We start from the raw sequence: 20,952 nt of genomic DNA on the forward strand, positions 1-20,952 counted from the left end.
TCACCGGATCGGCCCGGTGATGGTGAGAGCCACCACCGGGCCGAGGACGAAGACGGCGGGTGGGCCGACGCCCTCCCGGGCGGCGACAGCGCCGATCTCGTCCAGCCGGGCGGGCACCGATCGTTGGTCGGGCAGCCCGGCGTCCTGCACGGCCAGCACCGGGCTCTCCGGGGCCCGACCGTGCTCGATCAGCACGGCCGCGATCTTGGCGATGGTGTCGACGGCCATCAGCAGCACGACGGTGCCCCGGGCCCGGGCCAGCGCCGCCCAGTCGACGAGCGAGTCGGGGTGCCCGGGCGGCAGGTGCCCGGACACGACAGTGACGTCGTGCGCCACACCCCGGTGGGTGACCGGCACGCCGGCGAGGGCCGGTGCGGCGAGCGCGCTGCTCACCCCGGGCACCACCGTCACCGGCACACCCGCCGCCACGCAGGCCTGCACCTCCTCGTGACCGCGCCCGAAGACGTACGGGTCGCCGCCCTTGAGCCGGACCACCCGGCGGCCGGCGCGGGCGTGCGACACCAGTGCCTCGTTGATCGCCTCCTGGGCCATCGACGGGCCACGGGGCACCTTCGCGGCGTCGACCACCAGCACGTCGGGGCGCAGCCCGGCCAGCAGCCCCTGCGGGGCGAGCCGGTCGACCACAACGACGTCAGCGGCGTCGAGCAGCGCCTTCGCGCGTACCGTGATCAGGTCGTCGGGCCCCGGCCCGCCGCCGACCACGGCGACCGAACCGTGGTCGTGGTGTGCGTGCCCGTGGTCGTGGTGGTCGTGCCCGTGATGGTGGTGGCCGACCGGGTCGTCGGGGTGGTCGTGCGGGCGTTGCGGGCGACCCACCTTGTCCGCGAAGCCGGGCATCAGCACCCGGTACGCGCAGGTGTCGCAGTTCATCCGGATGTCCCCGCCCAGCGCCTCGGCGTACCGCTCCAGAACGAGGTCGGCGAGGGCGTCACAGTCGCCGATCACCTCGGCGACGCGGACGTCCAGGTCGGGGTGGGCGGCGGCGAACTCCGCCGACTGGGCGACGATCCGGTCCGGCAGCACCCCGGCGAACAGGAAGTACGGCGACACCACGATCCGCCGCGCGCCGAGGCGGCGCAGACGCTCCAGCACGGCCGGCACCGACGGCTGCGCCAGGGAGATGAACCCCGGCTCCACGCCCGCGTAGCCGCGTCCCTCCCAGAGCAGCCGGGCGACCTTGGCGACCTCGGCGTTGGCGTCCGGGTCGGTGGACCCCCGCCCGATCAGCGCCACCCACGTGCCGGCCCGGTCGGCACCAGCCGGCTCCGTGTCGGCCCGGTCGGCGCCGGACAGCGCGGCGTCGATGCGCTCTTCGAGGGCGGTGTGCAGCAGCGGGTGCGGGCCGAGCGGACGGCCGTAGCGGTAGCTCAGCCCGGGATGGCGCTGCTGCTCCCGGGCCATCGCGGCGGGGATGTCGCCCTTGCCGTGACCGGCGCCGGTGAGCACCAGCGGCAGCGCCACCAGCGCCCGGTGCTCCCGGGCGACGAGAGCGCCGACCGCGTCGGTCAGCGGCGGACGGGACAGCTCGATGAAGCCGCCCTCGACGTCGCCGATGTCACCGCGCGCGCGGACCCGCTCGACGAGAGCGGCGAACTGGTCGACCCCGGCCGCGCTGCGCGTACCGTGCCCGACGATGACCAACCCGGTCATGACTTCTCCTCGACGTAGAGCAGGGCGTTGAGGGCGGCGGCGGCGACCGCCGAGCCACCCTTCTCCCCCACGTTGGACACGGCGGGCAGGCCGCTGGCCCGCAGCGCCGCCTTCGACTCGGCAGCGCCCACGAAGCCGACCGGCAGGCCCACCACGAGCGCCGGTGCGGCGTCCACTGTGAGCAGTTCGACGAGCGCGGTGGGCGCGCAGCCGACCACCCAGACCGCGCCGGGCCCGACCCGCTCCAGGGCGATCCGGACGGCCGCCGCCGAACGGGTGATCCCGGCCGAGCGGCCCAGCGCGGCGGCGGCCGGCTCGGCGACCGGGCAGACCAGTTCCAGGCCGGCCCGGGTGATGCCGGCGGCGACCATCGCCACGTCGGTGACCACGGGCGCCCCGGCGCGCAGCGCCGTCAGCCCCGCGTCCAGGGCAGCCTCGTCGCAGACCAGCTCGTCGACGTACGCGAGGTCGGCGCTGGCGTGCACCACCCGCTCGGTCACCGCGCGGGTCAGTGGCGGCAGGTGCGACAGGTCGACGCGCTCGCGCAGGATGCGGTACGACTCGGCCTCGATGGGGTGCACGACCCGGCTCATCGGGCTCCTTCACAGGGGTCGGGTTCGACGACGCGGATCGCGTCGACCGGGCAGATCTCCAGGCACTCCAGGCAGCCGGTGCACCGGTCGCCGCGGACGGTGAGGCCACCGGCGACCGGTCGGATCGCGTGGGTGGGGCAGGTGAGCAGGCAGGCGCCGCAGCCCTGGCAGGCGTCGATCGTCACGAACGCCACCGGTACCCCCGGGGTGTGACCATCCGGCCGGCGACCAGCCGCGTGTCGCTGCTGCCGACGACCACGACGCTGTACATGTCGACGATCGCCGGGTCGAGGGTGGCCAGCGTGGCGAGGTGCACCCGTTCGCCCGCTCGGCTGGCGTTGCGCACCACGCCCACCGGGGTGTCCGGTGACCGGTGCGCGGCGAGGATGCCGAGCGCCTTGCCGAGCTGCCAGTCGCGGGCCCGGCTGCGCGGGTTGTAGAACAGCGTCACGAAGTCACCCTCGGCGGCGGCGGTCACCCGCCGCTCGATGACGTCCCACGGGGTGTGCAGATCGGACAGGCTCACATAGGCGTGGTCGTGCCCGAGGGGTGCGCCGAGCAGCGCCCCGGCAGCGAGGGCGGCGGTGACCCCGGGGACGCCCACCACCTCGATCCGCTCGTCGGCGTACTCCAGGGCGGGGCTGGCCATCGCGTACACCCCGGCGTCGCCGGAGCCGATCAGCGCGACCGCCCGGCCGGCGGCGGCTTCGGTGACGGCGGCGCGCGCCCGCGCCTCCTCCGCGCCCAGCCCGCTGGAGAGCACCCGGGTGCCGGGGCGGAGCACGTCGCGGACCTGCTCCAGGTACTGGTCGAGGCCGACCACCACGGCGGCACGGCGTAGCTCGGCCACCGCGCGGGGGGTGCGCAGGTCGGCGGCGCCCGGCCCGAGGCCGACGACGGCCAGCCGGCCGCGCGGCGCGTGCCGGGCCACCGCGACGGTGGCCATCGCCGTCGCGGTCTTCCCCACCAGCAGCGTCGCGTCGTCGGCCCGGCCGTCCGGGCCGAGCAGGGCCGCGGCCTCCGCCACGCTCGGCGTGCCGACCGCGGCCCGGACCACCTCGCTGGGGTGCGGCACGTCGACCGCCGCCAGCCGCGTCGCCGGCCAGGTCACCAGGGGTACGCCGAGCGCGTCGACGGTGCTGCGGATGCCCGCCTCGTCGGCCTTGATGTCGGCGGTGGCCAGGCAGCGCAGGCTCGCCGGGTCGAGGCCGGCCTCGGCCAGCACCCGGTGCAGCAGCTCCGCCACCTCGGCGGCGGGTACGCCCCGACTCGCGCCCACGCCGGCGACCAGCGACGGCGGCCGCAGCACGGCGGTCCGCTCGTCGGGCGACACGACCCGGTCGGTGACCAGCAGCCGGTACCCGTCGTCCGTCGGGTCCTCGTCAGCCGCGCGCACGTTCGGGGGCAGGGCGGGTAGCGGCCAGTCGGCGTCGGCGATCAGCCGGACCGGCTCGCCGTCCAGGATGGCCCGGGACACCGCGGCGACGGCGCCCTGCACGGGCCAGCCGAGGGTATCCAGCCCCGGCAGGTCGACCGCGTCGGTGGCCGTGGTGATCACCGGTCGGGCGTCCAGCAGGGCGGCGACCTGCTCGGCGAGGGCGTTGGCCCCGCCGGCGTGCCCACCGAGCAGCGCCACCGCGTGCCGGGCGGCCTCGTCGACGACCACCACCGCCGGGTCGGTGCGCTTGTCGTCGAGCAGCGGCGCGACGATCCGCACCACCGCCCCGGTGGCCAGGAACGCGATGACCGCGTCACACCCGGCCCAGGCGGTCCGCAGCGCGTCGGCGACGGTCTCGCCCTCGACCAGCCGGGCGTGCGGCCAGGCGGCGGCCAGGGTGTCGGCGTGCCGGCGGCCGGCGGCGGTGGCCGTCACCAGGCCGATGCGGGCGGGCGGGTTCGGTTCGGTCACTGGCGCTCCCCGGTGAGGACGACCACCGGGTTGGTGGCCGCGAGGCGGATCGACCCGCCGGGCAGGTCGGCGAGACGGGCGGCGGAGAGCTGGCTGCCCTCGACCGTGTAGCCGGCGGCGCGCAGCAGACCCACGGACGGCGCGACCCGGTCCAGTGCGGCCAGGGTGAGCACCACCCGCTCGGGTTGGCGGGCCACCACGGCGGTGAGGACGTCGACACCGCCACCGCCGACGAAGACCGCGTCGGGCTCGGGGAGGCCGGCCAGCGCCGCCGGGGCGCGTCCGCTGACCAGTCGGACGGGCACGGCGTGCGCGGCGGCGTTGGCCCGGACGGCGGCAGCGGCGTCGGCGTCCTGTTCGACGGCGAGCACTGCCGCGCCGAGCAGCGCGCACTCGATGCCGACCGAGCCGCTGCCCGCCCCGATGTCCCAGATCAGCCGGCCCAGTCGGGGGCGCAGCCGGGCGACGACGAGGGCGCGCACCTCCGACTTCGTGATCATGGAGTCGCGGTGGACGTACCGGTCCTCCGGTAGCGCCCACCCACCGGCCGGCGCGGCGGCGGGCTGGTTGTCGGCGCGCCGGCCGGCCGTGCCTCGATCGGGCGGGGCCGGCGCGGCGGGGGTTGACCTGGACCCGGCGGGCGCGGTGTCGGCGGGCGCGGACCCGGAGGGCGCGGGGTCGGCGAGGCTGAGCAGGACGTGTGGGTCGGCCCAGGTCTCGGCGGCGGCCTGCTCGGGGGTCACCGCGCGGATCCGTTCGGCGGCGGTGCCCAGGTGCTCGGCGACCAGTAGGCGGCGGGACCAGCCGATCAGGCCGGCGCCCAGCTCGGCCGCGCCGGCGCCGGGCGCGGTGAGCACCGCGACCAGAGGCAGCGCCCGGCAGGCGTTCAACGCCGGGCGCGGATCGCGACCGTGCGCGGTGACCACGGCGGCGCCGTCCCAGGGCAGCCCGGCACGGGCGAACGCGGCGGCCACGCTGGACACCGCCGGCACCACCCGCAGCGGCAGCCCGACCGCGCCTAGCCGCCGGACGATGCCGAACAGGCCGGGATCGCCGCTGGCCAGCACCACGGCCGGCACCCCGGCGGCGACGGCCTCGGCGAGGCGGCGCAGGGCGGGGGCGAGCGGCCCGAGGGTGATGGTGTCCACGCCGGCCGGTACGGGCACCGCGGCCAGGTGCCGGGCGGCCCCGACCACCAGCCCGGCGGTGGCCAGCACCGGTGCGAGCGCGGGGTGCGGGGGTGCGCCCGCCGCGTCCAGGCCCACCACCGTCACGGCGGTCACCGGGGCCGGTGGCGTCGCCGGTGCCATCCGCGTCATCGGGGCCACCGGCCGGACGAGGCGACGACGTGCGCTCCGGCGAAGTCGACCATCGCCACGTCCACGGTCACCGTGGGCCCGGCGAAGCGCCGCAGAACCGCCTGGACCCGCTGGCACAGCAGGTCGCCGGCCGGGGCGAGCAGCCCGGCGGCCTCCCACAGCTCGTACGCGTGTCGCCCGGTGTTCGCCTCGGTCACGGCGGCGACGAGCGACGGGTCGCCGCCGGCCTCGGCGGTCACCGCGCCGAGCAGGGAGAGGTCCACCTTCGAGCGGGTGTAGTGGGTCATCAGGATGCCGGCCGCCAGTTTGGCGAGCTTGCCGGCCATGCCGACGAAGACCACACCGGTCATGGCGTCACCCACCGCGGCGGTCACCGCGGCCCCGGTGAAGTCGCCGACCTCGACGAAACAGACCTCGGGCAGGTCGGGAAGGAGCGTACGGGCGGCCCGCTCGGTGCGCCCACCGGTGCAGAGCACCACTGTCGGCTCGCCCTGGGCGGCCATCACGTGCACGGCCTGCACGACGCTGGCCCGCCACGACGCGGTGGAGAAGGGGCGGACGATCCCGGTGGTGCCGAGGATCGAGATGCCGCCGAGGATGCCGAGGCGACGGTTGGTGGTCTTGCGGGCCATGATCTCGCCCCGGGGCACGCTGATCACCACCCGGACGCCGACCTCGCTGAGGTCGACCACCTCGGCCACCGCCTCACCGATCATCCGGCGGGGAGTGTCGTTGATGGCCGGGCCGCCGACCGCGAGCCCGAGGCCGGGTTTGGTGACCGTGCCGACGCCGGCGCCGCCGGCCAGCCGCAGGCCGGGCACGTCGGTCCAGTTCACCGTGGCGGTCAGCTCGGCGCCGTGGGTGACGTCCGGGTCGTCCCCGGCGTCCTTGACCACCACCGCCTCGGCGCGGGCCGGTGGGCTGCCGGTCACCTCGCAGCGCTCGACCGGGAACCGCACCCGCTGCCCGGCGGGCAGGCCGATCTCCACCTCCTGCTGGGAGGTGCCGGTGACCAGCGCGGTGACCGCGGCCTTCGCCGCCGCCGTCGCGCACGCCCCGGTGGTCCAGCCGGTGCGCAGCGCGGTGGGCCGGACCTTCGCGGTACGCGGCAGGTCCGGCTCGCGCAGCGGCGGCTCGGCGTACGTCATGGGGTGGCTGTTTCTCCGGCGCGGGCGCGGCGCAGCTCGGCGCGGGCGGCCGGCTCGGCCCGGCGGAAGGTGTGGAAGTGCCCGGGGTGGTACAGGTGCGAGCGGGTGCCCTCGGCGGCGAGGGCCGGGCCGACCAGGAAGAGGGTGTGCTTCCACAGCTTGTGCTGCTTGACCGTCGCCTCCAGGGTGCCGACGGTGCAGCGCACCACCAGTTCGTCGGGCCAGGTCGCCTGGTACGCCACCACAGCCGGCGTGTCGTCGGGGTAGCCGCCGGCCAGCAGCTCGGCCTGCACCTGCCCGGATCGGGCGGCGGAGAGGAACAGCGCCATCGTGGTGCCGTGCCGGGCGAAGTCCCGGACCCGCTCGCCGGGCGGCATCGGGGTCTTGCCGCCTTCGAGGCGGGTGAGGATGACCGACTGGGCCACCTCGGGCACCGTCAGCTCCCGCCCGATGAGCGCCGCCACGGCGGTGAACGAGGACACCCCGGGCACGATCTCGACGGCCAGGCCGAGCGCCCGGCACAGGTCCAGTTGCTCCTGCACCGCGCCCCACAGCGCCGGGTCGCCGGAGTGGATCCGGGCCACTGTCAGCCCCTGCTCGGCGGCGCGCCGGTAGAGCGGCAGCACACCCTCGATGGGCAGTTGCGACGAGTCGACGATCTCCGCGTCGGGGCGGGCGTGGTCGAGCACGTCGGCGTGCACCAGGCTGGCCGCCCAGATCACGATGTCCGCCTCGGCGATCACCCGGGCGGCCCGCAGGGTCAGCAGGTCCGCCGCCCCCGGGCCGGCACCGACGAACCACACCTTGCCAGCGCTGGTCACAGCTTTCCTCCTCGGTGCTCGCGGCGGGCCGGAACCAGCAGCGTCGACAGGTACGGCAGGTCGTGTCCGGGGTCGTCGACCGGGCCGACGCGTTCGCCGGGCAGACCCAGGCCGCGTCCGAGCACGGCGTCGGCGAGGCGACCCTGACGGCGCAGCTCGGCCAGCAGCTCCGGGTGCCGCCGCCAGCCCTTGTAGACGACCACGGTGCCCGGCCCGGCGAGGGCGTCGGCGAAGAGCGCCAGGCCAGCGGTGGCCGGGAGCAGGGTGAGCGGTTCGCGTCCCTCACAGAGCGGGGTGCCGCTGCGCGCCGCCAACTCCTGCATGGCGGTGACGCCGGGCACCGTCGCCACCCGCACCGCCGGGCGCAGCGCGCGGACGCTCTGGGCCAGGTACCCGAAGGTGGAGTAGACGTTGGGGTCGCCGATGGTGGCGAACGCCAGCGACCGCGCGCCCGCGTCGATCGCCTCGACCACCACCCGGGCGGCGTCGTCCCAGGCCGCCGCCCGGCGCGGGGTGACCCCACCCCGGTCGTCGAGCGCGAACGGCAGCCGGCGCAGCCGGTCGGCCGCGACGTGCTCCCGTACCGTCGCCTCGGCCCGCCCGGCGTCCGCACCCGGCGGCGTCGCGTCGGCGGTCGCGGTGGGCGTGACCCGGTCCGCCATCACGGGTACGAAGACCAGGTCGGCCTCGCGCAGCAACCGCACCGCCTTGACGGTGAGCAGTTCCGGGTCTCCCGGGCCGACGCCGACCCCGGTGAGCGTGGCGCTCATCGGGCCGCCTCGACAAGTCGGCGGGCCGCGTCCGGGTGACCGGCCCAGTGGGTGTGCAGGTAGGAGGCGTGCACCCGGCCGGCCACGAAGCCGTGCGGGGTGTCGTTCCAGCGCCACGCCGGCGCGTCGCCGTACCCCGGGTCGGTGGTGGTGCGGTGGAACTCGTGGCCGCGTACCGGCTCTCCGGCGCGCGCCACCGGGGATTCGGTGACGGCCACCGCCTCCCGGTAGCCGAGGGTGAGCCGGTCGGTCATCCGGGCGGTCGCGTCCAGCCGACCGCACATCGGTACGCCGTCCAGGGACCGCCCGAGGTAGAGCAGCCCGGCGCACTCGGCCACGATCGGCCCGTCGAAGTCGGCCAGCTCGGCGCGGAGCGTGCCGTTGTCGGCGAGCGCCTGCGCGTACGCCTCGGGGAAGCCGCCGCCGATCACCACCGCCCGGGTGCCGGTGGGCAGGGCTGGTTCACGCAGCGGGTCGACGGTGACGACGTCCGCGCCGGCCGCGGTGAGCAGTTCGGCGGTCTCCGCGTACGAGAAGGTGAAGGCCGGGCCACCGGCGAGCGCGACCCGTGGTCGTTCGAGGCCGACCGGCCCGCCGACGGCGGCGACCGGGTCCCACGCCGGGGTGGTCAGCGGCGGGGCGGTCCGGGCCAGGTCGAGCACGGCGTCGAGGTCCACAGTGGCCTCGACCAGCTCGGCGAGCGCGGTAACGATCGCGACGGACTCGGGTGCCCGCTCGGCGACCGGCACCAACCCGAGGTGCCGGGCCGGCGCGGCCACCTCGGCGGCGCGGGTCACCGCCCCGAGCACCGGTACGCCCACCTCGGCGAGGGCGTCGCGCAGCAACGTCTCGTGCCGGGGTGAGCCGACCCGGTTGAGGATCACCCCGCCGATCCGTACCGCCGGGTCGAACGCGGCCATGCCGAGGGTGAGCGCGGCGGCCGACCGGCCCTGCGCGGTGGTGTCCAGCACCAGCAACACGGGTGCCTCGATCAGCCGGGCGACGTGCGCGGTGGAGGCGAAGTCGCGCCGGCCCACCGCGCCGTCGTGCAGGCCCATGACGCCCTCGACCACGGCGACGTCGGCGGGCGTGGGGACGCTCGCGCCGTGTCGCAGCAGGGCGGCGATCCGGTCCGCGCCGACCAGGAACGGGTCGAGGTTGCGCCCGGCCCGCCCGGCGGCGAGGGCGTGGTAGCCGGGGTCGATGTAGTCGGGGCCGACCTTGTGCGGGCTGACCGTCAGGCCCCGTCGGCGCAGCGCGGCCAGCAGCCCGGTGGCCACCGTGGTCTTGCCGTGGCCGCTGGCCGGGGCGGCGACCACCACCCGGGGCAGCGCCCAGTGCGTGCTCACCACTCGATGCCCTTCTGGCCCTTCTGGCCGGCGTCCATCGGGTGCTTGACCTTGGTCAGCTCGGCGACCAGGTCGGCGGCGGCGACCAGGCGCGGGTCGGCGTCCCGGCCGGTGATCACGACGTGTTGGAAGCCGGGGCGGTCGGCCAGGGTGGCGACGACCTCGTCGACGTCCACCCAGCCCCACTTCATCGGGTAGGTGAACTCGTCCAACACGTACAGGCCGTAGCGCTCGGCGGCCAGGTCACGCTGGATCTGCCGCCAGCCCTCCAGGGCGTCGGCGGCGTGGTCGGCGTCGCCGCCGCGCTGGATCCAGGACCAGCCCTCGCCCATCTTGTGCCAGGCCACCGGCGCGCCCTGGCCGGTGCGCTCGTGCACCTCGCCGAGGGCCCGGAAGGCGTTCTCCTCGCCCACCCGCCACTTGGCGCTCTTGACGAACTGGAACACCCCGACCGGAAGCCCGGCCGTCCAGGCCCGCAGCGCCAGCCCGAAGGCCGCCGTCGACTTCCCCTTCATCTGCCCGGTGTGGACGATCAGCAGTGGCCGGTGCCGCCGCTGCCGGGTCGTCAACCCGTCCTGCGGCACCGAACTCGGCTGTCCCTGCGGCATCAGCCCGTCCCCCGTCCCGCGGCTCTCCCCGCGATCTTGCAGTTTCTGTTGGTCATATGCGTGCTTGGTCTCTTATGCCGCGACAGGAAGCGCAAGATCGCGGGGTTGGGGGTGGGTCAGGGACTCCAGGGGGGTTTTGGGGGCACTGAGCTGGGTGGCCAGGCGGGCGGCCAGGTGCAGGCGGACCGGGCCCGTCTCGCAGTCGACGACCACGCACGCGGCGCCGGTGGCGGCCAGGACCTGTGCCGCCGCTGCCGCCCGGTCCAGCGGGCGGGTGCCCGCGGTGGCCCTCCCGTCGGTGACGATGAGGACCAGAGGGCGGCGCTTCGGGTCGCGCAGGCGCTCCACCCGCAACAGGTCCGCAGCGGCCAGCAGCCCTTCGGCCAGCGGCGTACGGCCGCCGGTCGGCAGCTCCGCCAGCCGGGTCGAGGCGGCCAGCACCGACGAGGTCGCCGGCAGCAGGGTCCGGGCACCGCCGCCCCGGAACGCGATCACCGCGACCTTGTCCCGCCGCTGGTAGGCGTCGGTGAGCAGTGCGAGCACCGCGTCCTTCACAGTGGCCATCCGCTGCCGGGCGCCCATCGAGCCGCTCGCGTCCACCACGAACAGCACCAGGTTGCCCTCGCGGCCCTCACGAACCGCCTCGCGCAGGTCGTCGCGGCCCAGCCGCAGCGGACCGGTCACCCGGCCCCGGGCCGCCTGGTGCGGCGCGGCGGCCCGGATCGTGGCCGGCAGGTGCAGCGCGCCGACCCGACCCGCCGGTACCCGGGCGCCGGTGGTGCGACCCCGCCCGGTCCGGGCCCGCGAGCGCCGGCCCGGCACCCCGTCACCCAGGCCGGGCGCGGTCAGCGTCCGCGCCCGCAGCCCACCCCGGGGTACGGCCACCGGCTGGGACTCGCCGCCGGGGGTCGGGTCGTCGGCACCGGTCGTCGAGTGCCCGCCACCGCGCGGGCGCGAGTTCGGGCCGTCGTCACCCCGATCGGCCGGCTGGTGCTGCGGCCAGCCGCCGTCGCCCCGGTCGCCCGGCTGGCGCTGCGGCCAGTCGTCGGTGCCAGCGCCGGCACGCGCCGTCGGGTGCTCCGCCGAACCCGGTTCACCCTGGTCGACGCCGTCACCGCCGCGGTCGCCTCCGCGCAGGCCGCCGCCCCCTGGTCCGTCGCCGTTCGGACCACCGCCACCGGCCGGGCCACCGCCCTGCGGGCCGCCGCCACCGGCCGGGCCACCGTCCGGGTCACTGTCCTCCGGGCCCCGGTCGTCGGGGCCGGCGTCGTCCGGGTCGTCGGGGTGGGCGTCCTGGGCGCGCTGCAACGCCTCGTCGAGGCGCTTCTCGTCCAGCCCCGGGGTGTCGAACGGGTCGCGGCGGCGGCGGTGCGGCAGGGCCAGCCGGGCCGCCACCCGGACGTCGTCGATGGTGACCCGGTCCCGGCCGTGCCAGGCGGCGTGGGCGAGGGCGGTACGGGCGGTGACGATGTCGGCCCGCATCCCATCCACGTCGAACGCCGCGCACACCTCGGCGATCTGCCGCAACGCGGCGTCCGGCAGTCGTACCCCGGGAAGTCGGCGACGGGCGGCAGCCACCTGGGCGGCGATCTGGGCGTCGGCGTCGGCCCAACGGGCGGCGAAGCCGACCGGGTCCGCGTCGGCGGCCAGCCGGCGGCGGACCACCTCGACCCGGATCTCCGGGTCCCGGCTGGCACCCACCTCGACGGTGAGCCCGAACCGGTCGAGCAGCTGCGGGCGCAGCTCCCCCTCCTCCGGGTTCATCGTGCCGACCAACAGGAACCGGGCCGCGTGGCTGACCGAGACGCCCTCCCGCTCGACGTGGCTGCGGCCCATCGCCGCCGCGTCGAGCAGCAGGTCGACGAGGTGGTCGTGCAGCAGGTTGACCTCGTCGACGTAGAGCACACCCCGGTGCGCGGCGGCGAGCAGGCCCGGCTCGAAGGCGCGTACCCCCTCGCCGATCGCCTTCTCCAGATCCAGCGCACCGACCACCCGGTCCTCGGCGGCGCCCACCGGCAGTTCGACGAGGCGGGCCGGACGGGTCTCGGCGGCGACGTCGACCGGGTGCGGGCCGTCCGGGCAGGTCGGGTCGGGCTCGGCCGGGTCACAGCCGAAACGGCAGCCCGCCACCCGTCGGACCGGGGGCAGCAGCGCGGCGAGGGCCCGCACGGCGGTGGACTTGGCGGTCCCCTTCTCACCCCGGACCAGCACCCCGCCGATCGCCGGGGAGACCGCGTTGAGCAGCAACGCCAGCCGCATGTCGGCCATGCCGAGCACCGCGCTGAACGGATAGATTGCCACTGCGCCTTCTTTCGTTCGCGACTGCGGGGCTCGCAAGACCGGCTCACTCCTCGCGCTCACACCCGGTCCTCCAGGTCGCCCTCACTGGCCAGGTACGTGTCGCGCAGCCGGTCCAGGGTGGCCGGCTCCGGCTTGGCCCACAGCCCCCGGTCGGCGGCCTCCAACAGGCGTTCGGTGATGCCGCGCAACGCCCACGGGTTGGACGTCTCCAGGAACTCCCGGGTGGTGTCGTCGAAGAGGTACGCGGCGGCCAGGTGCTCGTACATCCAGTCGTCGACCACACCGGCGGTGGCGTCGTAGCCGAACAGGTAGTCCACGGTGGCCGCCAGCTCGAACGCGCCCTTGTAGCCGTGCCGGCGCATCGCGGCGATCCACTTCGGGTTGACCACCCGGGCCCGGAACACCCGCCGGGTCTCCTCGCCCAGCGTGCGGGTGCGCACGTCGTGCGGCATCGCCGAGTCACCCACGTACGCCTGCGGTGACGTGCCGGTGAGGTGGCGGACCATCGCCACCATTCCGCCGTGGTACTGGAAGTAGTCGTCGGAGTCGACGATGTCGTGCTCACGGGTGTCCTGGTTCTTCACGGCCACCGCGATCCGGGCGAACGAGCGTTCCATGTCGGCGCGCGCCCCCCGCCCGTCCAGGCCCCGGCCGTAGGCGTAGCCGCCCCACACCGCGTACACCTCGGCCAGGTCGGCGTCGCTGCGCCAGGTCCGGGCGTCGATCAGGGGCAGCAGCCCGGCGCCGTACGCGCCGGGTTTGGAGCCGAAGATTCGGGCGGTGGCCCGGCGCTCGTCGCCGTGCTCGGCGAGGTCGGCGGCGACGTGCGCCCGCAGGTAGTTCTCCTCGTCCGGCTCGTCCAGGGCGGCGACCCGCCGGACGGCATCATCGAGCAGCGCCACCACGTGCGGGAACGCGTCGCGGAAGAAGCCGGAGATGCGCACTGTGACGTCGACGCGCGGGCGGCCCAGCTCGGCGGTCGGCACCACCTCGACGCCGGTCACCCGCCGGGACCGCTCGTCCCAGACCGGCCGGCAGCCCAGCAGCGCGAGCACCTCGGCGATGTCGTCGCCCTGGGTGCGCATCGCGCTGGTGCCCCAGACGGTCAACCCCACCGAGCGGGGGTACGCGCCGGTGTCGGCGAGGTGCCGGGCCAGCAGCGAGTCGGCGAGGGCCACCCCGACGTCCCAGGCGTTGCGGCTGGGGATGGCCTTCGGGTCGACGGAGTAGAAGTTGCGGCCGGTGGGCAGCACGTTGACCAGGCCCCGGGTGGGTGAGCCGGACGGGCCGGGCGGCACGAACCTGCCGTCCAGCGCCCCGAGGGTGTTGGTCAGCTCGTCGGTGGTGCGGTCCAGTCGGGGCACCAGCTCGGTGGCGGCGAAGTGCAGCACCGCGGCGACGTCCGGGATCGACCGACCGGTCACCTCCGTCACCACGGCGTCGATGGTGTCCACGGCCCAGTCCAGGGTCTCCATGCCGACGACCAGCCGCCGGGCGAGGGCCTCGATGAGGTCGATCGCGTCAGCGGCGGTGCCGGCCGGCCCGTCCACCACGTCGGTCAACGCCGCTGGCAGCGTCAGTCGCTGTCCCGGCGACGCGAGCAGTTCCTGCTCGTCGAGGCCGTACCCGACGGCGAGGGCCTGTCGCAGGCCGGGCAGAGCACGGGCGCCGCCCCAGATCTGCGGGGCGCGCAGCACCGCGAGGACCAGGTTGACCCGGGGCTCGCCGGTGGGCGCGTCGGCGAGGATGTGCAGCCCGTCGCGGATCTGCACGTCCTTGACCTCGCACAGGTACCCGTCGAGGTGCAGCACGAAGTCGTCGAAGTCGTCCGCGTCGGGCATCGCCTCGGCGTGCAGGTCGTGGTGCAGCTCGGCGGCGCGCACCAGGTCCCAGATCTGGGCCCGCACGGTGGGCACCTTGGCCGGGTCGAGGGCCTGCACCGTCGCGTACTCGTCGAGCAGTTGCTCCAGTTTGGCCAGGTCGCCGTAGGTCTCGGCGCGGGCCATCGGCGGGACCAGGTGGTCGACGACCACGGCGTGCGCCCGCCGCTTGGCCTGGGTGCCCTCGCCGGGGTCGTTGACGATGAACGGGTACACCAGCGGCAGGTCGCCGAGGACCGCGTCGGGCGCGCAGTCGGCGGCCAGGCCGAGGCCCTTGCCGGGCAGCCACTCCAGGGTGCCGTGCTTGCCCAGATGCACCACGGCGTCCGCGCCGAAGCCGCCGTCCGCGACCGGCGCGGTCAGCCAGCGGTACGCGGCCAGGTAGTGGTGACTGGGCGGCAGGTCCGGGTCGTGGTAGATGGCGATGGGGTTCTCCCCGAAGCCGCGGGGCGGCTGGATCAGCAACACCACGTTGCCGAAGCGCAGCCCGGCGAGCACGATGTCTCCGCCCTCGGTGTAGAGCTCGCCCGGCGGCTCACCCCAGTGCTCCCGCATCCGCTCGCGCAGCTCCGCCGGGACCTGGTCGAACCACCGTTGGTATGTCGGCCCCGGTATCCGGGCCTCGGCGGCGGCCAACTGCTCCGGGGTGAGCCACTCCACGTCGTGACCACCGGCGGCGATCAGCGCGTGGATCAGCGCGTCGCCGTCGTCGGGCGGCGGGGTGTCACCCAGGTCGTAGCCGGCCTCGGCCAACGCGGCGAACAGCCGGACCGCCGACGCCGGGGTGTCCAACCCGACGGCGTTGCCGACCCGGGAGTGCTTGGTGGGGTACGAGCTGAGCACCACGGCGACCCGCTTGTCGGCGTGCGGCACGTACCGCAGCCGGGCATGGCGCACCGCGATCCCGGCGACCCTCGCGGCCCGCTCGGGATCGGCGGCGTAGACCGAGAGCCCGTCCGCGTCGATCTGCTTGAACGAGAACGGCACCGTGACGATCCGGCCGTCGAACTCGGGGATGGCCACCTGCATGGCGGCGTCCAACGGGGACAGACCGGCGTCGCTGTCGGCCCACTGCGCGCGGGTGCTGGTGAGACAGAGCGCCTGGATGACCGGCACGTCCAGGGCAGCCAGGGCGCCAACGTCCCAGGCGTCCTCGTCGCCACCACCGGAGGCGTCGGCGGCGACGGCGCCGCCGGCCGCGAGCACCGTGACCAGCAGCGCGTCACAGCGGGCGAAGAGCCCGAGGGGCCCGGCGCCCGCGGTCAAGCCGCGCAACGAGCCGCAGAAGATCGGCAGCGGGTTGCCGCCGGCCTGGTGGACCGCGTCCGCGAGCACGTCGACGAATCCGGTGTTGCCGGCGAGGGCGTGCGCCCGGTAGAAGACGATGCCCACCGTGGGCCGGTCCGGGTCGGCGGGGTGGTCGCCGTGCACGCCGTACGCCGGGGTGGGCGCGGGTGCGGCGAACCCCTCGCCGGTGAGCAGCACCGTGTCGGAGAGGAACCGGGCCAACTGTCCGAGGTTGTCCGGGCCGCCCTCCACCAGGTACGCCAGCGACTGGGTGACGACCCCGGACGGCACTGTGGAGATGGCCATCAGCTCCGCGTCGGGCAGCGCCTCACCGCCGAGCACGACAGTCGGCACGCCGGTGGCGAGCACCGCGGCGAGACCGTCCGGCCACGCCTGCCGACCACCGAGCAGGCGTACGACGACGAGGGCGACCCCGTCGATCAGGGCGGGCACCTCCTCGGCGGCGACCCGGGCGGGGTTGGCCAACCGGTAGTCGGCACCGCTGGCGCGGGCGGCCAGCAGGTCGGTGTCGGCGGTGGACAGCAGCAGGATGCGCACGGCAGGCTCCGGAGGGTGACGTCGGCGCGTTCGCCGAGGCGATCGGGCGACGAAGGATGGGCGCGGGGTTCAGCAGGCACCGCGACCCGGACGACTCACCGACGCGGGGCCGGCGGCGACGGGTGGCGCGGTGTCGAACTCAGCGGTGAACGGCGCGGGAGCGTGCGGATGCCGGCGCGGCGGCGCGGCCGGGTCGGGGCGCGGCGGGGCGTCCGCCGCTCGGCTCACGACGGTGATCGTCGGTGACAGAGACGCCATGCGTCATCGGGTCCTCCTCGGGTGTCCACGCCCTGGGGTACGTCCCGACGGCCGAAGTATCCTGGCTTCCGGATCGACGCTCTCCCCCGGCCTTCCAGCCGCAGACACACGGCCGTGACTCACGAGGGGGGATCGCTCCCCGGTGACAGTGGCGGGACCGCGTCGGAATCGCACCGACTTCCTTCACTGCCGTCAGGCCGCGAATGCTGCCACACCCCTCCGCCGCCGGTCAACGCCGCTGCGGCCCCGCCAGGCGGACGCCACCCATCGAGGCTCGGCGATCGACGCGTGCGGGGCTCCGCACCACGCGAGGCCCCAGATCAATGTGCGCCGCCCTTTGCTCTGCTTACCAATGCGCACCAGACACGGAGCGTCACCGGTGCATATAGGTAAGCAGAGCAAAGGGCGGTCACAGGTGTCGTGACCTGCGCCGATCGTTTGGCGGGCGGTGCCGTGCGATGCGCTGAATTAGGATCAGCAACACCACGCCCGTGATCCGCGATCAATCTCGGAGATCGATCACCATGGTCGCCCCGCAGTTCCACCACCTGGCTGGTCGTGTCTGGATCTGTCCGGGCGACCCCGAACCTGAGGCGGTCCAGGCCGGCGTCGCCGTTGTGGCCGACGAGCGCGGCAGTGTGATGATCGACGCCGGGCAGAGCCCCGCGCACGCCCGCGGCATCCAGGCCGCGCTCGGCGCAGCCGGGCTTCCGGAGCCACGCTGGCTCGTCTACACCCACCACCACTGGGACCATGTCTGGGGAGCCTGCGCCTGGCCCGACGTGGAGATCGTCGGGCATGAGACGGCAGTGCCGCTGCTGCGCGCCGAAGCCGCACAGCCGTGGAGCCACCACTATCTGGACGAGCGGATGCGCGCCGACCCTCGTCTCGGCCCGAGCTTCCGAGGGCGGGCACGCGCGATGGACTCCTGGGAGGATTTCGCGGTCCTGCCACCAACCCGGACGTTCACCGATGTCGACGAGTTGCCAGTGGGCGTCGAGCTACGACACGTCGGCGGCGCGCACGCGCCGGACTCGACAATTGTGCTGGTGCCCGACTCCGGCGTCATGCTGCTGGGCGACTGCTTCTACCCGCCGCCGGCGCACCTGCGCCGGCCGGAGGACGGCCTCGATCTCGACCTGATCCGGCGACTGCTCGACGGTGACTACCGCTGGTACGTCTCCAGCCACGCGGAGCCGATGACGTTCGATCAGGCCCGCGCGGCCGTGGGCGACGCCTGATCCCGGCGGCCCTCAGCGGGCGTGGCGCTCGGGGTGGGCCCGGCTCCAGGTCCGCATCCGCTCCGGGTAGCCGGTACGCGCCGCCTCGTACAGCGGCACCGCGTGCTTGCGGGCGATGGCCCCGGCCGCGCGGGGTGTTCCGGTACGGCGGCGGATCCACTCGCCGTCGTGTGCGATCGCCACCACCGTGGTGTCCGTCGCGGTCGTCTCCGGCTCCAGGTAGAACTCCACCCCTCGCCGGCTGGCCACGAACGCCTCCAGCGCCGCGAGGTCGTCGCGGGTCGCCTCCCGGTCCAGCTTCGTCGGGGTCGCCTCGGCACCCCGTGACCGCCGATTGAACCAGCTCATGCCCCGCCCCTCTCGTCGACGCTCCTCCAGTGCAGCACCGATTCCTGGCAATACCCTGCACGCCGGGTGGGAGGGAGCTGACCACCGTCGGGAAATCCGGGTGGAACCCACGGCGGGTGGGCGGTGTCATGAGTGTGATCCGAACGGAGGCTCCCCTGGACGACGAGACGCTCGTCACCCGCGCCCGGGCAGGTGACCTGGAGGCATACGACCTCCTGGTCGCCCGGCACACCGCGTCCGCGTACCGGAGCGCGGTGCTGCTCGGCGCGGGCTCGGACTCCGAGGACGTGATCCAGGAGGCGTTTGTGAAGGCCTACCGGAAGCTGTCCCGTTACCGGGGTGACGCGTCCTTCCGGTCGTGGCTGCTCGCGATCGTCGCGAACGAGACCCGCAACCTGCACCGCTCCCGTGGCCGGCGCGACGGGCTCGTCCTGCGGGCGGCGGCAGCGGATCCGAGGTCCGAGATCGCCGAGGACGACGCGGTAGCCGCGGTTCTCGCCGGGGAACGCCGGGCGTCGCTGGTGCGGGCGCTGCGACAACTGCCAGCACGGGACCGCGAGGTCATCGTCTGCCGGTTCTTCCTCGACCTCACCGAGGAGGAGACGGTGTCGGCTCTGGGCTGGCCCCGGGGCACCGTGAAATCGCGTACGTCCCGGGCGCTGGCGAAGCTGCGCGCCCTGCTCGACAGTGCGGAGATCCGGCATGGGTGACCTCGAACGGGAACTGCGCGACCTGTCCGCCTGGCTGGACACCCCCGACCCGCCCGACGTGACCGCCCGGGTCCGCGTACGACTGGGCACGCCCGCGCCCCGGCGACGCCGGTGGCGGTCGCTCGCCGCGGCGGCGCTCGCCGCGCTGCTGGTGGCGCTGTTGCCGCCGACGCGCGCCGCGATCGCCGACGCCGTCACGGGGCTGCTGCGCTTCGCCGGGGTCAGCATCGCCACCTCACCCGCCCCGACGCCGCCCGGCGGCACCGCGTCGCCGTTGCCCGGTCAGCGGAGCGTCGCCCTGGCCGAGGCCCAGCGGGAGGTGCGGTTTCCGATCAGGCTGCCGGCGAAGCTGGGCACGCCCGAACAGGTACTGGTCGCCGACCCGGACGCCACCGGCCGGTACCGGGTGGCGACGCTGCTCTACGACGGGGGCGCGCTGCGCGTCGACGCGTTCGACGGTCACCTCGACCTGGCCTTCCACAAGGAGATCACCCCGCCGGGCGCGAACTGGGTCCAGGTGAACGGCGACTTCGCCGTGTGGGTCGACAGCCCACACGTGTTGTCCTACGTGGACCGGGCGGGTGGGATCCGCAGGGAGACCGCCCGGCTTGCCGCCTCGACGCTGATCTGGCAGGACAACGACGTGAGCTACCGGCTTGAGGGGGCCCTCACCAAGGCCGAGGCGATCGAGGTGGCGCGCTCACTGGGCTAGGGCGCGGTCCGGTCCCAGTCCGCGAGCTGCTCCATCGGCGTGGTGTCACCGGTCGTTTCCAAGCTGTCGAGCCGAACGCGCTGGTAGAAGCCCGGTCTACGAGTCGTCTCGACCCTGCCAGGTCGTCACACACGCCTCGTTACCCTCGATGTCGGCGAGAACCCAGAAGGCGGGAGCGTCAGACGCGGACACCAGCCGGCCACCGGCCGACAGCGCTGCGTCGATCCGTCGTGGGGCCTCGTCGTGCGGGACACAGATGTCGAGGTGGATGCGATTCCGGTCCGGGCGGGGCTGATCCATCTGCTGGAACCACACCGCCGGCCCCTGCCCGACCGGGTCGACGATCGGATCGGCGGGACCGTCGGCGCCCGCCTCGTCCGTGTAGCCCAGCACCGCCTTCCAGAACGGTCGGACCGCCGCGATGTCGAGCGCGTCGACAGCGATCTCCACGAGCTGGACCGATCGCGGCGCTCCGGTACCGATCTCGGGCTCCGTCCGTAGCCCGACGCTCCGTACGGCGGCGGAGACCAGATGCGCAAGGTCGACATCGCGAGCGGTCAGCGCCGCCCGATCCAACGACTGCAGGGTCAGGACAACCCGCTCTGATCGGATGTCAGCGCGCAGGTGCCCATCGGCGTCGCTACCGCACGCCGTCACCACGAGCGCCGCCACCTCGGTCGCCTGGGCCAGGGAACCGACGGGGACCGACGTCCGCAACGCTCCGAGCAGATATCGCCAACCCTGGTCGCCGATCGCGTCCGAGGCCGCCTGCCGACTCAGTGTCTGTTCCATGGAGGCATCCTCACACGCACTCGCATCGTCGGTCGCGGATGCGGTCGGGGAAGCGGACCGGGAACCTCGCGGGTCTGGGCGGTGTCGGAAGGGTGCGGCGAGTCGTCGACGCGTACCGGAAGGAGCGAGATGGTTTCCTGGGGCAGGTTGATGCTGGCACCTTCGGTTGTCCTGCTGGCAGCGTGCACGACCACGAGCAGCGGGGCGGCGCCCACGGCGGGGGCGGCCACCACGGCGAGCACCGCGACCGCCTGCGCGGCGCGGGTCGAGACGGGGTCGTTGCCGGACTGGGCGGACGCCGGGTTCAGCGGGGACGCGCGCGTTCCGCACGTCTTCGGCGCGAAGGGCGACATCGTGGCGGTGCTGTTCGCCCACCCGCTGCGGCAGGTCCGGACGGACGGGTCGAGCAACAAGATCCTCTGGGTGGCCCGTGCCGCGGCGGCCTCCCCCGACCCCACCGTGCCGGCGACCCTGGTGATCACCGCAAGGCTGGACGGCACCGACACCCGGGTGATCCGGGAGGTGCCCGGTGGCCCCGGTCCGTCGATCATCGACCTGCCTGAGGCCGGCTGCTGGCGCCTCGACCTGCGCTGGTCCGGGCACACCGACACGATGGACCTGGTCTACGCCGCCCGGTGAGCGAGCGCCGGGCCAGCTGGCTGGCGCGCGTCTCGTTG

Annotated in this window: 19 protein-coding genes and 1 riboswitch; of the genes, 4 read left to right on the plus strand and 15 right to left on the minus strand. The window is 74.9% G+C overall.

Annotated features, from left to right (window positions below; all coding sequences use genetic code 11):
* From cobA to ACZ6NZ_RS22515, 13 genes are all read right to left on the minus strand, one after another.
* Positions 1 to 1,671: a uroporphyrinogen-III C-methyltransferase gene (gene cobA / locus ACZ6NZ_RS22455; protein WP_465859984.1), complete on the minus strand. Its 1,671-nt coding sequence runs from the start codon at positions 1,669 to 1,671 to the stop codon at positions 1 to 3.
* Positions 1,668 to 2,264, minus strand: coding sequence for a precorrin-8X methylmutase (locus ACZ6NZ_RS22460; RefSeq protein ID WP_465859985.1), 597 nt, complete (start codon positions 2,262 to 2,264; stop codon positions 1,668 to 1,670). Before ACZ6NZ_RS22460 ends, cobA begins: the two co-directional genes overlap by 4 nt.
* Positions 2,261 to 2,458: a 4Fe-4S binding protein gene (locus ACZ6NZ_RS22465; protein WP_366606816.1), complete on the minus strand. Its 198-nt coding sequence runs from the start codon at positions 2,456 to 2,458 to the stop codon at positions 2,261 to 2,263. The genes ACZ6NZ_RS22460 and ACZ6NZ_RS22465 overlap by 4 nt, the downstream gene beginning before the upstream one ends.
* Positions 2,446 to 4,173: a precorrin-3B C(17)-methyltransferase gene (gene cobJ, locus ACZ6NZ_RS22470; RefSeq protein ID WP_465859986.1), complete on the minus strand. Its 1,728-nt coding sequence runs from the start codon at positions 4,171 to 4,173 to the stop codon at positions 2,446 to 2,448. Before cobJ ends, ACZ6NZ_RS22465 begins: the two co-directional genes overlap by 13 nt.
* Positions 4,170 to 5,492 carry a precorrin-6y C5,15-methyltransferase (decarboxylating) subunit CbiE gene (gene cbiE, locus ACZ6NZ_RS22475; protein ID WP_465859987.1) on the minus strand — a complete coding sequence of 441 codons (1,323 nt, stop codon included), beginning with the start codon at positions 5,490 to 5,492 and terminating at the stop codon, positions 4,170 to 4,172. Before cbiE ends, cobJ begins: the two co-directional genes overlap by 4 nt.
* A complete protein-coding gene (locus tag ACZ6NZ_RS22480; RefSeq protein WP_465859988.1) occupies positions 5,489 to 6,640 on the minus strand; it encodes a cobalt-precorrin-5B (C(1))-methyltransferase in 1,152 nt (383 codons plus the stop codon). Before ACZ6NZ_RS22480 ends, cbiE begins: the two co-directional genes overlap by 4 nt.
* Complete coding sequence (gene cobM, locus ACZ6NZ_RS22485) at positions 6,637 to 7,461, minus strand: precorrin-4 C(11)-methyltransferase (RefSeq protein WP_465859989.1); 825 nt, start codon at positions 7,459 to 7,461, stop codon at positions 6,637 to 6,639. Before cobM ends, ACZ6NZ_RS22480 begins: the two co-directional genes overlap by 4 nt.
* Positions 7,458 to 8,231: a precorrin-2 C(20)-methyltransferase gene (gene cobI / locus ACZ6NZ_RS22490; RefSeq protein ID WP_465859990.1), complete on the minus strand. Its 774-nt coding sequence runs from the start codon at positions 8,229 to 8,231 to the stop codon at positions 7,458 to 7,460. Before cobI ends, cobM begins: the two co-directional genes overlap by 4 nt.
* Entirely contained in the window at positions 8,228 to 9,583 is a 1,356-nt protein-coding gene (locus ACZ6NZ_RS22495) for a cobyrinate a,c-diamide synthase (RefSeq protein WP_465859991.1), read from the minus strand. The genes cobI and ACZ6NZ_RS22495 overlap by 4 nt, the downstream gene beginning before the upstream one ends.
* Positions 9,577 to 10,188, minus strand: a complete 612-nt coding sequence (gene cobO / locus ACZ6NZ_RS22500) for a cob(I)yrinic acid a,c-diamide adenosyltransferase (protein WP_355007415.1) — start codon at positions 10,186 to 10,188, stop codon at positions 9,577 to 9,579. The genes ACZ6NZ_RS22495 and cobO overlap by 7 nt, the downstream gene beginning before the upstream one ends.
* Positions 10,189 to 10,260: 72 nt before the next feature.
* Positions 10,261 to 12,549: a magnesium chelatase subunit D family protein gene (locus ACZ6NZ_RS22505; protein WP_465859992.1), complete on the minus strand. Its 2,289-nt coding sequence runs from the start codon at positions 12,547 to 12,549 to the stop codon at positions 10,261 to 10,263.
* Positions 12,546 to 16,214 carry a cobaltochelatase subunit CobN gene (cobN, locus tag ACZ6NZ_RS22510; RefSeq protein WP_465859993.1) on the minus strand — a complete coding sequence of 1,223 codons (3,669 nt, stop codon included), beginning with the start codon at positions 16,212 to 16,214 and terminating at the stop codon, positions 12,546 to 12,548. Before cobN ends, ACZ6NZ_RS22505 begins: the two co-directional genes overlap by 4 nt.
* Positions 16,215 to 16,283: 69 nt before the next feature.
* Complete coding sequence (locus tag ACZ6NZ_RS22515; protein WP_465859994.1) at positions 16,284 to 16,472, minus strand: hypothetical protein; 189 nt, start codon at positions 16,470 to 16,472, stop codon at positions 16,284 to 16,286.
* A gap of 32 nt (positions 16,473 to 16,504) precedes the next feature.
* Positions 16,505 to 16,681, minus strand: a riboswitch (cobalamin riboswitch).
* Between the two features lie 315 nt (positions 16,682 to 16,996).
* On the opposite strand from ACZ6NZ_RS22515, the gene ACZ6NZ_RS22520 reads away from it, so the two are divergent.
* A complete protein-coding gene (locus ACZ6NZ_RS22520; protein ID WP_465859995.1) occupies positions 16,997 to 17,713 on the plus strand; it encodes an MBL fold metallo-hydrolase in 717 nt (238 codons plus the stop codon).
* A 12-nt stretch (positions 17,714 to 17,725) separates the two neighbouring features.
* Here the strand turns inward: ACZ6NZ_RS22520 and ACZ6NZ_RS22525 are convergent, their stop codons facing one another.
* The gene (locus tag ACZ6NZ_RS22525; RefSeq protein WP_366606798.1) at positions 17,726 to 18,061 is read right to left on the minus strand and encodes a hypothetical protein; all 336 of its coding nucleotides are present in this window, start codon (positions 18,059 to 18,061) and stop codon (positions 17,726 to 17,728) included.
* Positions 18,062 to 18,189: 128 nt separating this feature from the next.
* Here ACZ6NZ_RS22525 and ACZ6NZ_RS22530 point away from each other — a divergent pair, with 128 nt between their 5' ends.
* Both ACZ6NZ_RS22530 and ACZ6NZ_RS22535 read left to right on the plus strand, forming a co-directional pair.
* Complete coding sequence (locus tag ACZ6NZ_RS22530) at positions 18,190 to 18,771, plus strand: RNA polymerase sigma factor (RefSeq protein WP_465859996.1); 582 nt, start codon at positions 18,190 to 18,192, stop codon at positions 18,769 to 18,771.
* Positions 18,764 to 19,483: a hypothetical protein gene (locus tag ACZ6NZ_RS22535; protein ID WP_465859997.1), complete on the plus strand. Its 720-nt coding sequence runs from the start codon at positions 18,764 to 18,766 to the stop codon at positions 19,481 to 19,483. Before ACZ6NZ_RS22530 ends, ACZ6NZ_RS22535 begins: the two co-directional genes overlap by 8 nt.
* 96 nt (positions 19,484 to 19,579) lie before the next feature.
* Here the strand turns inward: ACZ6NZ_RS22535 and ACZ6NZ_RS22540 are convergent, their stop codons facing one another.
* A complete protein-coding gene (locus ACZ6NZ_RS22540; RefSeq protein ID WP_465859998.1) occupies positions 19,580 to 20,275 on the minus strand; it encodes a VOC family protein in 696 nt (231 codons plus the stop codon).
* A gap of 150 nt (positions 20,276 to 20,425) precedes the next feature.
* Here ACZ6NZ_RS22540 and ACZ6NZ_RS22545 point away from each other — a divergent pair, with 150 nt between their 5' ends.
* Positions 20,426 to 20,914 carry a hypothetical protein gene (locus ACZ6NZ_RS22545; RefSeq protein WP_465859999.1) on the plus strand — a complete coding sequence of 163 codons (489 nt, stop codon included), beginning with the start codon at positions 20,426 to 20,428 and terminating at the stop codon, positions 20,912 to 20,914.
* Positions 20,915 to 20,952 lie beyond the last annotated feature (38 nt).

Source organism: Micromonospora sp. NPDC047756, assembly GCF_055587245.1.